Raw genomic sequence first — 12570 nt, 5'->3', positions numbered from 1 at the left:
CGATGTGAGCATACATTTGACCGGGCCCCAACCGGCGGCGGAAGGTGGATCTCGTGGGCGCAGGTCATGACCACCACCATGGGTCGGTCGCCAATGCCGCACACCAGCACAGGGGTCGACTCTGGGCGGCATTCGGGCTGCTCGCCGCCCTGATGGTGGTCGAGGCGGTGACCGCCCTGCACACCGGTTCACTCGCCCTGCTCTCCGACGCCGGACACATGTTCACCGACGTGCTCGGCATCGGGATGGCGCTCGCCGCGATCACCGCGACCCGCCGGGCCACCATCGACCCCCAGCGCACCTTCGGGCTCTACCGACTCGAGGTCCTCGCCGCGCTGGCCAACGCCGTTCTGCTCTCCGGCGTCGCGATCTACGTGTTGATCACCGCGATCCGCCGCTTCGGCGACCCGCACGAGGTCGTCGCCGGCCCGATGCTCGTGGTGGCCGTGCTCGGCCTGCTCGCCAACATCGCCGCCTTCGCCCTGCTCCGCGCCGGAGCCCGGGAGAGCATCAACATCCAGGGCGCCTACCTGGAGGTGCTCGGCGACCTGCTGGGCTCACTCGGCGTGATCGGCGCGGCGCTCCTCATCTCCGTCACCGACTGGTGGTGGGCCGACCCACTGGTCGCCGTCGCCATCGGCGTGTTCATCCTGCCGCGCACCTGGCGGCTGGCACGGGCCGCCGTCCGCATCCTGGTGCAGGCCGCCCCGGAGCACCTCCAGGTGACCGCCGTGCACGACCGGCTGGCCGCGGTCCCCGGGGTGGTCGAGGTGCACGACCTGCACGTCTGGACGCTCACCTCCGGCATGGACGTGGCCTCCGCGCACCTGACCATGGCACCCGGCGCCGAGGTCGGCGCGGTGCTCACCGCAGCGCGTACCGCCCTGCACGACGACTTCCGGATCGAACACGCGACGTTGCAGATCGAGCCCGGCGCCGCCTCCGGAGCCTGCGGCTCGATCGAGTGGTGACACTTTTCTCGTGACGACGTACGCACCGTCCGTCACATCGGCTGCAGCCGCCCCACCCGCACCGGTAGGCTCGGTCCCGGCCTCCACCAGGCGGCGCCCTCCAGGCGCCGGTGGCGGCCGCCGCCTAATCGCCCAACCGGGCGAACCGGGGAACCACGTTCCTGGGGTGCATCCGCGTCAGCGGTAGGGATCTTCCGTCCCGAACCCGTCAGCTAACCCGGTCGGCGGCTGACGGAAGGACATGCGCAGTGGCACCAGCACGACCACCCGCCGCCCGACTGGCGGCCCTGATCGTCGCGATGTTCGCCCTCGGCGTCGCGATCCCGGCCGGCACCGCCTCGGCCGCTCCCCCGACCGGCCTGCGGGCCGCAGCCGCACCCGACTCCGACGAGGAGGGCGGCACCCCCTCGCTCCGCGCCCAACTCGAGGCAGCCAGCAAGGGCTACCTGGACGCGAAGCGCGCTCTGGACACCTCCGTGCAGCGGCAGCAGCAACTCGCCACCCAACTGAAGACCATCGAGGTCGAGCTGGCCCAGCGCGACGGCAAGGTCGGTCAGATCGCCGGCGTGGCGTACCGCACCGGCCGGCTCGGCGCGGTGTCGGCGCTACTCAACAGCAACAGCCCGGAGGGCTTCATGGACCGGGCCGCCGCCCTGGAGGCGGTGGCCGCCAACGAGGACCGAGTGCTGCGCGATCTGCTCGCCACCAAGGACCAGGCCAACCGCACCCGGACCGCCCTGAACGGCGAGATCACCGAACAGCGCAAGCAGGTCGCGGTGATGGCCAAGCGCAAGGACCAGGCCGAACGGGCCCTGACCGTGGCCAACACCCCCAAGCCGCAGCCCACCGCCGACAGCGGCTCCAACCGGGGCACCTCCACCGCCAACGCGAAGGCGGCACCCCGCAACTCCGACGGCTCCTGGCCATCCGAGTCGTGCAGCGTCAACGACCCCACCCCCGCCAACGGCTGCATCACCCCGCGCACCCTGCACGCGCTCAACCAGGCCAAGGCCGCCGGCTTCACCCGGTACGTCTCCTGTCACCGCCCCAGCGGCTCCGGTGAACATCCCAAGGGCCGGGCCTGCGACTTCGCCGCCCAGGCGAGCGGCTTCGGCGGCAACGCCACCGGCGGCGACAAGACGTACGGCAACAACCTGGCCGCGTACTTCATCCGCAACGCCGACCGGCTCGCCGTGCTGTACGTGATCTGGTACCGGCAGATCTGGCTGCCCAGCAGCGGGTGGAAGTCGTACAGCGGCGCGAGCGGCACCCCCTCCACCGACCACACCAACCACGTACACCTGTCGGTCTACTGACCCACCCGACGGCTCCCCCGGACCGGTCCGGGGGTGATCCACTCGCAGTCGCCGACTCCGGGGTGTCCGGACGACGGGATACCCCGGAGTCGGCGATTGTCGTGTTGATCAGGATGGTGTCGCCGGGCCGGGGTACGTCGCCGGGCGTACCCCGGATGTCGTCGGCGGTCGGACGACCCGGCGCGGGTCGGCGGGCAGCATCGCGGTATGCGTCGGATCCCACCCACCGCCCGCAAGGGGCTCCTCACCCTGCACCTGGTCACCTCGCTCGGCTGGCTCGGCGCCGACCTGGTGCTCCTCACCCTCGGCATCGCCGTGCAGCGGGGCGCCGACCCGGCGGTGGTCTACCCGGTCACGGCGCTGGTCGGCACGGTGCTGTTCGCGCCGCTGAGCGTCCTGGTCTGGCTGATCGGGGTCGCCAGCGCGCTACTCACCCCGTGGGGGCTGTGGCGCCATCGCTGGGTGCTGGCCAAGCTCGTGCTCACCACGGTGATGGTCGGGCTGGTGTTGTTCCTGCTCACGCCGAATCTGCGGCACGCCGGTGCGGTGGGCGCCGCCCTCCCCGCCCGGGACCGCGTGGACCTGGTCATCGCGCCGGCGGTGTCGACGACCTTGATGATCATCGCGACGGTGCTGTCCACGTACAAGCCGTGGGGCCGACGTCCCGCCGCCCGACCCGCCCTGGCAGGCCACGGCCGCAACCCGTGACCGCGCCACCACGACCGGGCTGCCGGGATCGCGCCGCCAAGATCGCGCTAAAACCAGGATGTAGTGGCCTCCCGACGCCCGCAGGCCACTAGATCCTGGATCGAGCACGATCATGAGGCGGGACGGCGGCGTGGAGGGGCCAGGCCGGCGGGGCGGGGGGCGGGGGCGGGGGCGGGTCAGGCTGGGGGTGGTGGGTCACCGGCGCGGTCGAGGGCCGGGCCGAGGCGGGCGGCGAGGGCGAGGTGAGCGGCCCGCGCCTGGCGGAACGCGTACCGGAACAGCGGCGTCGGCGCGGTCAGGGTGATCTCGACGTCGATCCGGACCAGACCCTCCGGCTCGGCGCGCAGTCGCGTGTGGTTGCGCACCGTGGTGGCGGGCCACTGGCGGGCCACCGTGACGATCTCGTCGTGCTCGCTGATCAGCACGTCCGCGTGGTACGTGGTCCGGAAGCGCAGTGGGCCGGCCACCAGCCTGTCGTTGATCGTGTAGCTGGCCCGGGCGCCGGGTCGGGGCGGCAGTTGGCGGACCTGGACGATCAGCGGATGCAGTTCGCCCTGTCGGGTCAGGTCGCTGAGCATCGCCGCGGCGTCGGCCAGCGTGCACCGGGCCTGGACGGTGTAGCTGAAGGTATCGCTGCTGAGCACTCTTCTCCCACCGTCGCGTGTCGCACGATCGTCCCGTACCGATGTCTGCCTGGCAACGCCCGACGGCCGCCGATGCCAGGGCGAACCGCGGCCGATGGGATGCCCCGCCGCCAGATGTCGCATTAGGGTCGGTTGGTGAGGAATCACCCAACCGTGCAGGAGGGCGGCATCATGAGTGGCGACGACGGATGAGCGGGCACGTGATGGTCTTCGCGCCCACCCCGCAGCTCACGGTCACCGTGGACCAGCCGAACGAGCACCCCGAGCTGCATCTGCACCCCGGCGGGCAGGGCGTCTGGCAGGCGCGGATGGCGATGTCGCTCGGTGTCGACGTGGTGCTCTGCGCCGCCCTCGGCGGCGAGATCGGTCAGGTGCTGGAGCCGCTCCTGGTCAGCGAGGGCGTGGACCTGAAGGTGGTGGTCCGTGACTCCGGCAGCGGCGGGTACGTGCACGACCGCCGGGACGGCTCGCGGCAGGAGATCGCCGACATACCGGGGCAGCCGTTGAGCCGACACGAGTTGGACGAGCTGTACAACCTGGCCCTCGGCGAGGGCCTGCGGGCCGCGGTGAGCATCCTCAGTGGGCCGAACGAGCCGTGGCTGGTCCCGGCCGATCTGTACCGGCGCTTCGCCGCCGACCTCGCCGCCAACGGCGGCCGGGTGGTGGTCGACCTCTCCGGCGACCACCTCGGCGCGGTGTTGGAGAGCGGTGTGTTCTTCCTCAAGGTGAGTCACGAGGAGCTGATCCGCGACGGCCGCGCCTGCAGCGACGACAGCCTGGAGCTGACCCGGGCCATGTACGAACTGCACGCCGCCGGCGCCGAGACGGTGGTGGTGAGCCGGGCCGAACAGCCGGCGTTGGCGCTCATCGACGGCGAGTTGTTCGAGGTCGAGATGCCCCGGTTGGAGGCCGCCGATCCGCGCGGTGCGGGCGACTCGATGACCGCCGGGGTGGCCGCCGTCGTGGCCCGGGGCGGGGACATCCGGACCGCCATCCGCACCGGCGCCGCCGCCGGCGCGATGAACGTGACCCGGCACGGTTTGGGCACCGGACGACTGGACTCGATCACCGGCCTGGTCGACCGGGTCCGGCTGGTGCCGGCGGACAGCCGACCCCAGGAGCGGACCACCCCGGACGAGTTGGCCGGCCGGGTGGTCGAACGATGACGCTGCGGGTGCTGATCACCAACGACGACGGGATTGCCGCGCCCGGCATTCAGGCACTGGCCTGGGCGGCGGCACAGCGGGGCCTGGACGTGGTGGTCGCCGCGCCGTTGGAGGAGGCGAGCGGGACCAGCGCCGCGATGAGCGCCGTGGAGCGCGACGGGAGGGTCGTCGTGAACGACCATCCGCTGCCGGACCTGGCTGGCGTGCCGGCGTACGGGGTGGGTGGCTCCCCCGGCTTCATCACCCTGATCGCGCTGCACGGCGCATTCGGCCCACCGCCGTCGGTGGTGCTCTCCGGGATCAACCGGGGTGCCAACGCGGGGCGGGCCGTGCTGCACTCCGGAACGGTGGGAGCCGCCTTCACCGCCGCCACGAACGGTTGCCGGGCGATGGCGGTCTCCCTCGACGTGCTGTCCGCGGGCGAGGCGACGGCAGCCAGCGGTGGTGCCGCGGTGGACGCCGCCGCCCGGGTACGCGACGCCGAGCGGCACTGGAGCACCGCCGCGCGGGTCGCCCTGGACCTGCTCCCCCGGTTGACCTCCGGGCCGATGGAGAGCGTGCTCAACGTGAACGCCCCGGATCTGCCGCACGGGCGGCTGCGCGGGGTGCGACGCGGCACGCTGGCCAGCTTCGGTCAGGTGCAGATGACGGTGGCCGAATCCGGCCACGGCTTCGTGCGTACCTCACTGGAGGAGCCGGGGCAGGCCGCGCAGCCCGGCACCGATGTGGCGTTGCTGGCCGCCGGGTACGCGTCGGTGACGGCCATCCGAGCAGTCACCGAGGCGACCGACATCGACCTGACCGGACTGGACGACCAGCCCTGACCGTGCTGTCTGGTGGCGCTCAGGCGCCAGGCAGCACCTCGGGGGTGGCGGCACCGGCGAAGTAGGGCTCGGGGGCACCGAACAGGCCGAGCAGACCGGTCACCCAGAGCTGCCGGTGCACGAACCGGCTCGGCTCGGTGACCACCAGCTTGACGTTGCTGACCTCGGCCGTCTGGAAGCCGGCAACCATGGCGCTGATGCCGACGGAGTCGATGAAGGTGACCAGCCTCATGTTCAGCTCGATGCGGAGCGGCCGGCCCTTGGCCAGCACCTCCGCGATCGCCTCGCGCACCTCGTACGCAGTGTCGACGTCGATCTCGCCCCGCGGGGCGATCTCCACGACTCCACCGGACAGAACAGACTTCACGATCGACAGGCTCACGCGAGCACCTCCACCCGCCCGTCCCCCGGGCGCCTCATCAGTACGCGGGCCGCGACCGAGAGTATTCCTCTGACAGCCTCGGTCGCCACCCCTCGGGATGAGCAATTCACGGATCCGGACCCACAAAGGCACCCATATCCGCACTTTTGAGTATCTGATTGCTCAAGACTTTTTGTTATTTGACCTCCGACGACCGGTCGCGACCGATGCGCCGCGGACCAGGGTAGCCGTCCCGACCCGACGCGCCCGACAACCGACCCCCGACCGGCGGCCCGCCCCGTGCCACCGGCGTGTCGCGCGCGGACACCCCCCGACCCGGGCCCACCAGTTGCCGACGCCACCTAGCATCGGGCCGGGACACCCCCCATACGGAGAGGACCTTCGATGATCAAACGACTTGCCGGTCTGGCCGGCGTCGGCGTTCTACTCGCTCTCGTACTGGCCTGCGGTTTCGGCGGTGGAGACGACGATGACGACGATGACGACGACTTCGCCCGCGGCGTCGCCGTGGTGGTGGTGCGCTGAGTCGCGGCGGCGGGCCGGAGCCGGCCGGGTTTGCGCTCGGGCGGCCCTGGGCACTGGCGGGGTAGGCGAACCGTGACGCGCTGAACAGACGCCGAAGTCCGAAGTGGCCGGCGGCTTCGGCACCCGAGGAGGTAACCACGATGTTCGGAACCAACGTGCTGGACCGCCGCAGCAAGCCGGAGCGGATTGCGGACCATGCCTGGGAGCAGCTGCTCTCTGCCGTGAACTCGGCCGGAGACAGCGTGCGGGACACCGCCCGCTCGGCCCGTCGCAACAGCGGCGACATCGCCGACGGTGCGGGTGACCTGGTGGGCTCCGCCGCCGAGGAGGCGCGACGCCGGGCCTCGCTGGCCTTCGACGCGCTCGCCGGTCGACAGCCGGCTCTGCCGTGGACGCTGCTGATCGGCGCCGCGCTTGTCGGCGCCGCCGTCGGCTGGGCCGTCGGCTCCGCCGCGCGGGCCGCCGGCAGCCGGGACGCCCACGCTGTCGACGACGTGGAGTTCGTCGACGTGGACCGACCCAACTCCCCGGCGGTCTGACCGACAGGTCCACCAGCACCAGCACGGACCCCGCTCACCCCTGGTCGGGCGGGGTCCGTCGTCGTGCCGCCGGCCGGTGCCGTACCCAATATGAAGTTGTGGGCCGGCCCGCCGGGTGCCGGACCCCTCAGGCAGCCCGGCGGACCGGTGTTCGGGCGGGGGCCGGCGGGGTGCGGACCCACCACGACGGCGGTGGCCAGCACGCAGCGGACCAGGCCCGCGAGACGTGCGGGTATCGGTGGCTTGCTCGCGGATCGAGACCGGGGGACGGAGTCGATCCGCTGGGGACGTCGTGGCCCGGGGGACGAGCACGACGACGGGGACGAGGTGGAGTTGCCCTGACTTCCACCACCCGACGCGACGGCTCCCGCAATCGAGGACTGCGATTACGGTAACCGAAAGGCGCTCGCTTTGGAAGCGCTCCCATGCATCTGCCTTCGGACACCCTGGCACTCGGAGCTGCGACTCCTCACCCACCGTGGGTGAGGACGGATCACCCGGACCGACGGCAGGCTCGGACCCCGGCGGACCTCCGGCCGCAGCCGCCACCGGTCCGCCACCCACGCAGGGAGGAGGCCCAGATGGCGATCGCGGAGATCGACCGCACCGACCAGGACATCCAGTCCGCCGTACTCGACGAGCTGACCTGGGAACCGAGGGTGCAGCCGCACGAGATCGGTGTGACCGTCGCCGAGGGCGTCGTCACGCTGACCGGCCGGGTGGACAGCTACGCCAAGAAGTGGGCCGCCGAACGGGCCGCCCACCGGGTCGCCCGGGTCCGGGCGGTCGCCAACGACCTGGCCGTGCAGCTGGCCGACGCCGCCGAACGCACCGATCCCGACCTGGCCGCTGCGGCCAGCCACGCGCTGGAATGGGACGCGTTCGTACCCATCGAGAAGCTCCAGGTCACTGTCTCGGCCGGCTGGGTGACGCTGCACGGCGACGTCGAGTGGGAATACCAGCGCCGCGCGGCAGAGCGGGCGGTGGGACGGCTCACCGGCGTACGGGGGCTGAGCAACGGCATCACCGTACGGCCCGCCGCCGCACCGGACGGCCGACAGCTCGCCGATCGGATCATCGACGCGCTCGCCCGAGCCGGAGCGACCGAGGCCGAACGGATCAGCGTGCGGGTGCACGGCGACACCGCGGTGCTCGCCGGGTTGGTGCACTCCATGCCCGAACGGGCCGAGGTCGAGCAGGTGGCCTGGTCCGCCCCGGGCATCCGGGAGGTGCAGAACCACATCGCGGTCGCCCCGGTGCTGCGCTGAGCGAGCGCGGGCGAGCGCCCGGCTGGCACTGAGCGAGCGCGAAACCACCCGGGGTGGGTGAGCCGGACTCACCCACCCCGGGAGCAGGCTGGGGGCATGAGTGATCCGAACGGGCTGATCCAGCCGGGGCGTTCCGCGCCCGGTTTCACCCTGCCGGCCACCCCGGACGGTGCCCTGACCGGGCCCGAGCAGTTCCGCGGACGACCGGTCGTGCTCGCCTTCTATCCGGCCGACTGGAGCCCGGTGTGCGGCGACCAGATGTCGCTCTACCAGTCGGCGGCACCCGTCTTCGCGCAGTACCGGGCGGTGGTGCTCGGCATCTCGGTGGACAGCATCTGGTCACACCGGGCGTTCGCGGAGAGCCGGGGCATCGAGTTCCCGCTGCTAGCCGACTTCGAGCCGAAGGGCGAGGTGGCCCGCCGCTACGGCGCGTACAACTCGCAGGGTGAGGCGGACCGCGCACTCGTGGTGCTCGACCCGGCCGGGCAGGTGACCTGGAGCTTCGTTTCGCCGCCCGACGTCAACCCGGGCGCCGACGGCATCTTCGACGCGCTCGACCAACTCGCCGCCGATCGGAAGGTGATGACCGGATGACCACGCCACTGCAGGTGACCGCCCGACTCCGGGACCCGGTCACCACCGAGGACCACGTCCGGGGGCCGGCCGACGCGGCGGTGACCGTCGTCGAGTACGGCGACTTCCAGTGCCAGTTCTGCGGTGCGGCCTACCCGAACCTGCACGAGTTGCTGCGGCAGCGGGCCGACACCGTCCGGCTGGTCTACCGCTACTTCCCCATCGCCAACGTGCACCCGTACGCCGAACGGGCCGCCGAGACGGCCGAGGCCGCCGCGGTCCGGGGCCGGTTCTGGGAGATGCACGACTGGCTCTACGAGCACCAGGACCAACTCGACCCGGTGCACCTCTCGCTCGGTGTCGAGCAGGTCGGACTGCCGCCGGACGAGCTGAACGCCGAGGTGGAGAACCGGGCGCACGCGGACCGGGTGCGCCGGGACTTCGTGGGCGGCATCCGCAGCGGGGTGAACGGCACCCCCACCCTGTTCGTCAACGGCGTCCGCCACGAGGGCGGGTACGACCTGCCCGATCTGCTGGCGGCCGTGGACGCGGCGGGCGACGCCTGACCTGTCGGCCCGCTCAGATCAGCCGCAACTCGCGCGCCCGCCGGACCGCCTCGCGCCGGCGGGTCGCGTCGAGTTTGCGGTAGATGTTGCGAACGTGGGTCTTCACCGTGTTGACCGAGAGGGACAACTCGCTGGCGATCTCCACGTTGGACAGGATGCTCTGCAGGTAGCGCAGGATGGTCAACTCCCGCTCGGTGAGCGGCTCGTCGAGCGGGCCGCTCGGCTCGGCGGCCGGCCGGGCGGTGCTCGGCCCGGCCCCGCGTACCAGGTCACTGACCAGGGTGAAGTGGGCGGTCCCCGCGTCCAGGTGCGCGGCCAGCAGGTCGCGCACCGGCGGCCCGGCGTGGGTGAAGACGCGCCGACAGCCCTGCGGCCCGGCCAGATCCAGCACCTGCTCGAGGAGCCGACCCGCCCGCCTTCCGTCCCCGGCGCGACCGGCCAGCACCGCGTCCAGCAGGCCGGCGTCCAGGCGTACCGGCAGGGGCCAGGCGGTGGCCGCCGGCGCCTGCCAGGCCGGCAGCCCGCGGCCGGCGGCAGCGGCGTCGCCGGCCAGCAGCTCCACCTTCGCCGACGCCACCGCGAGCACCGGGTCGGTGTCCACGCCGACCAGCAGGTCGCGGGCGGCGTCCAGGTCGCCGCGCTCGGCGCGCAGGTCGGCCTCGGCGGCTCGCAGCAGGCTGGTCAACTCGGCGGCGGACGGCAGGTCGACGAGCGCCTCCCGGGCCTGGACGAGCAGTCGCTGGCCGGCTGCCGGGTCGCCGGAGTCGCGGTGCAGGTGCGCCCGGCACAGCGCGGCCACCGCCGTGGCCACGGGCTCGCCCCGGACGGCCGCGAGCCGGCCGCCGCCCGCGTCTCCCGCGGAGCCGTCGACCAGGCCGCCGGCGACGCCGAGCGCCGGGCCGGCGAGGTTGAGGTTCGCGGTGGCCTCGTCGGGCTGGTCGCGCAGTAGCGCCACCTGGGCCAACGCCAGATACGCGTAGGCGCAGTCGAGTCGACAGGACCAGCCCCGACAGGGCGGCATGCCCAGCGCTTCCCGGGCCGCCTGCTCGGCCGCCCGCAGTTCACCGCGTACGGCGAGCAGCAGCGCGGCACGACTGACGCCGACCAGCTCGGTACGTGGCCGGCCCGCCTCCCGAGCGGCCGCCCGGGCCCGGACGAACCGGGCGGTCGGCAGCCCACCGCCGGCCAGCTCGACCAGCCCCAGGGCGGTGCCGGTGAACGCCCGCAGGTCGGCGTCGTCGGCGGCGCCGCTCCCGCCGGCCGTCAACGTCGCACCGCCCGACGACGCGGCACCGCCCGACGACGCGACACCGCCCGACGACGCGACACCGCCCGACGACGCGACACCGCCCGACGACGCGGAACCGCCCGACGACGCGGCACCGCCCGACGACGCGGGGTCCGGCAGGCGGGTCGGTGTGGCGCCCGGCGGGCGGGTCCGCAGCAGCCGGGCGGCGGCGGCCCGCACCTCCACCGGGTCGTCGGCGAGCCGGGCCACCGTCAACTCCAGCGCGGTGACCAGCCGCAGGAACCGTTGCCGGCGAGGCACCGGCAGGCCCGGTGCGTGCCCGGCGGCGGCGCGCAGGTGACCGGTGGCGGCCGGGAGGTCGCCGGCGTACGCGCGTTCGGCGGCGTAGGCGAGGGCCACCTCCGGGTCGGCCCGGATCACCTCCACCGGCGGGGCGCCCGGTGCCGGGGCGTGCACGGGGTCACTGTCGTACCGGGTCAGCTCCGGCCAGTGCGCGACGAACAGGTCGCCGGCCAGGTCCCACCGGCCGGCGGTCAGCGCGTGCCGCAGCGCGTCGGCCGGCCGTCCGTCACCCGCGTACCAGTCGGCCGCCCGCACGTGCAGATCGCGCAGCTCCGGGCCGGGCAGCCGGGCCAGGTCGGCGCGGAGCAGGTCGGCGAGCAGCGGATCGCAGCGGTACCAGGGCGGACGGGTGTCCTCCCGGTGCAGCAGGCCACCCGTCCCGGCCAGGTCGGCAAGCGCCTGCCCGGCGTCGGCGCGGCCGGTCAGCGCCCCGGCCAGGTCGGCGCAGACGCTCTCGACGACGGCGGTCCGGCGCAGCAGGTCCTCCTCGGCCGCGTCGAGCGTCGCCAGCACCTCCTCACGCAGGTAGCCGGCGATCTCCGGTTGGTCGCCCCCGAACTGCCCCACCCAGCGCCCCGGGTCGGGCTGCCCGCGTACCGCCAGGGCGGCGATGCGCAGCGCGGCCGGCCAGCCCCCGGTGCGTTCGCGCAACTGGCGCACGTCGGCCGCCGGCAGGGCCGCGCCGTGCGCGGTGAGCAGGTCGGCCACCTCGTCGTCGGTGAACGCCAGCTCGTCCGGGCCGATCTCGGTCAGCTCGCCCGCGAGGCGGAGCCGGTGCAGGGGCAGGTGCAGCCCGGCCCTCGCCCCGATCACCAGACGCAGCCGCTGCCCGGCGTGCCGCAGCAGGAACTCCACGCCGTGCAGCGCCGCCGGGTCGGCGACCCGGTGCAGGTCGTCCAGGATCAGCAGCACCGGCCGGTCCGCGGCGGCGAGGGTGGCGGCCAACAGTTCCAGTTGGTCGGGGCGGGGTGGCCGGTCGGGCACCGGGCCGTCCTCCGCCGACCCGGTCGCGGTCCGCAACGCCGCCGCGAGGTACGCCCAGAGCCGATCGGCGTCGTCGCCGACCTCCACCGACACCCAGGCCGAGACCGGGCTGTCCTCGGGCGACACCGAGAGGTCACCAGAGTCGGGTACGACCGCGCCCGGCTCGACGTCGGGCGTCCCACCGTCGAGCCGCGCCCAGGTGGCGAGCAGTGTGGTCTTGCCCCAGCCGGCGGGGGCGGCGACCACGGTGACGGGTCCGGCAGCGCCCTCGTCCAGCCGGCGCAGCAGCCGGGGCCGGGCGAGCACCGGCTCCGGTGGCACGGCCGGGGTCAGCCGGGACGCCAGCAGCGGTGACTCCGCCGCGGGGTCGACGCGCACGCGACTCTGCTGTTCTGGCACCCAGCCCCACCCCCACCACGCGCTCCGCCCCCGGTCGGCGTGCGGTTACCCGGCGCGGGGCGGTTCACCCCTTCCGGGCGAGCACGCTTCACCCGACCGCGACCGACGATCGGG

General features: G+C 73.5%; 13 protein-coding genes and 1 riboswitch. Of the genes, 10 read left to right on the top strand and 3 right to left on the bottom strand.

Going from position 1 to position 12570, the window contains the following annotated elements; translation table 11 throughout:
• Positions 1–53: 53 nt before the first annotated feature.
• The 3 genes from AB0A90_RS10450 to AB0A90_RS10440 all read left to right on the top strand — a co-directional run bounded on the left by AB0A90_RS10450 (position 54) and on the right by AB0A90_RS10440 (position 2995).
• Positions 54–971, top strand: a complete 918-nt coding sequence (locus AB0A90_RS10450) for a cation diffusion facilitator family transporter (protein ID WP_357244830.1) — start codon at positions 54–56, stop codon at positions 969–971.
• 111 nt (positions 972–1082) lie between these two features.
• A riboswitch (cyclic di-AMP (ydaO/yuaA leader) is annotated at positions 1083–1214 on the top strand.
• A gap of 56 nt (positions 1215–1270) precedes the next feature.
• Entirely contained in the window at positions 1271–2287 is a 1017-nt protein-coding gene (locus tag AB0A90_RS10445; RefSeq protein ID WP_357245193.1) for a hypothetical protein, read from the top strand.
• Between the two features lie 207 nt (positions 2288–2494).
• The gene (locus AB0A90_RS10440) at positions 2495–2995 is read left to right on the top strand and encodes a hypothetical protein (protein ID WP_357244828.1); all 501 of its coding nucleotides are present in this window, start codon (positions 2495–2497) and stop codon (positions 2993–2995) included.
• A gap of 176 nt (positions 2996–3171) precedes the next feature.
• Here AB0A90_RS10440 and AB0A90_RS10435 read toward each other — a convergent pair whose 3' ends face one another.
• Positions 3172–3639 (bottom strand): SRPBCC family protein, encoded by a 468-nt coding sequence (locus AB0A90_RS10435; protein ID WP_357244826.1) that lies wholly within the window; start codon positions 3637–3639, stop codon positions 3172–3174.
• A 188-nt stretch (positions 3640–3827) separates the two neighbouring features.
• Between AB0A90_RS10435 and AB0A90_RS10430 the strand changes: the two genes are divergently transcribed.
• Both AB0A90_RS10430 and AB0A90_RS10425 read left to right on the top strand, forming a co-directional pair.
• Positions 3828–4805, top strand: coding sequence for a PfkB family carbohydrate kinase (locus AB0A90_RS10430; protein WP_357244824.1), 978 nt, complete (start codon positions 3828–3830; stop codon positions 4803–4805).
• On the top strand, positions 4802–5629 hold the full coding sequence (locus AB0A90_RS10425) for a 5'/3'-nucleotidase SurE (protein WP_357244823.1): 828 nt from the start codon (positions 4802–4804) through the stop codon (positions 5627–5629). The genes AB0A90_RS10430 and AB0A90_RS10425 overlap by 4 nt, the downstream gene beginning before the upstream one ends.
• A gap of 19 nt (positions 5630–5648) precedes the next feature.
• Here the strand turns inward: AB0A90_RS10425 and AB0A90_RS10420 are convergent, their stop codons facing one another.
• Entirely contained in the window at positions 5649–6011 is a 363-nt protein-coding gene (locus AB0A90_RS10420) for an STAS domain-containing protein (protein ID WP_357244821.1), read from the bottom strand.
• A 384-nt stretch (positions 6012–6395) separates the two neighbouring features.
• Between AB0A90_RS10420 and AB0A90_RS10415 the strand changes: the two genes are divergently transcribed.
• The 5 genes from AB0A90_RS10415 to AB0A90_RS10395 all read left to right on the top strand — a co-directional run bounded on the left by AB0A90_RS10415 (position 6396) and on the right by AB0A90_RS10395 (position 9482).
• On the top strand, positions 6396–6536 hold the full coding sequence (locus AB0A90_RS10415) for a hypothetical protein (protein WP_204941479.1): 141 nt from the start codon (positions 6396–6398) through the stop codon (positions 6534–6536).
• A 140-nt stretch (positions 6537–6676) separates the two neighbouring features.
• Entirely contained in the window at positions 6677–7075 is a 399-nt protein-coding gene (locus AB0A90_RS10410) for a hypothetical protein (RefSeq protein ID WP_357244819.1), read from the top strand.
• A gap of 581 nt (positions 7076–7656) precedes the next feature.
• Positions 7657–8343 (top strand): BON domain-containing protein, encoded by a 687-nt coding sequence (locus tag AB0A90_RS10405; RefSeq protein ID WP_357244817.1) that lies wholly within the window; start codon positions 7657–7659, stop codon positions 8341–8343.
• 96 nt (positions 8344–8439) lie between these two features.
• Complete coding sequence (locus tag AB0A90_RS10400; RefSeq protein WP_357244815.1) at positions 8440–8937, top strand: redoxin domain-containing protein; 498 nt, start codon at positions 8440–8442, stop codon at positions 8935–8937.
• Positions 8934–9482: a DsbA family protein gene (locus AB0A90_RS10395; protein WP_357244813.1), complete on the top strand. Its 549-nt coding sequence runs from the start codon at positions 8934–8936 to the stop codon at positions 9480–9482. The genes AB0A90_RS10400 and AB0A90_RS10395 overlap by 4 nt, the downstream gene beginning before the upstream one ends.
• A gap of 13 nt (positions 9483–9495) precedes the next feature.
• Here the strand turns inward: AB0A90_RS10395 and AB0A90_RS10390 are convergent, their stop codons facing one another.
• On the bottom strand, positions 9496–12435 hold the full coding sequence (locus AB0A90_RS10390; protein ID WP_357244811.1) for a LuxR C-terminal-related transcriptional regulator: 2940 nt from the start codon (positions 12433–12435) through the stop codon (positions 9496–9498).
• Positions 12436–12570 lie beyond the last annotated feature (135 nt).

Source organism: Micromonospora sp. NPDC049204 (assembly GCF_040647935.1).
Lineage (GTDB): Bacteria > Actinomycetota > Actinomycetes > Mycobacteriales > Micromonosporaceae > Micromonospora.
The sequence above is the reverse complement of the archived record's forward strand: the minus strand, read 5'-3'. Positions and strand labels throughout refer to the sequence as shown.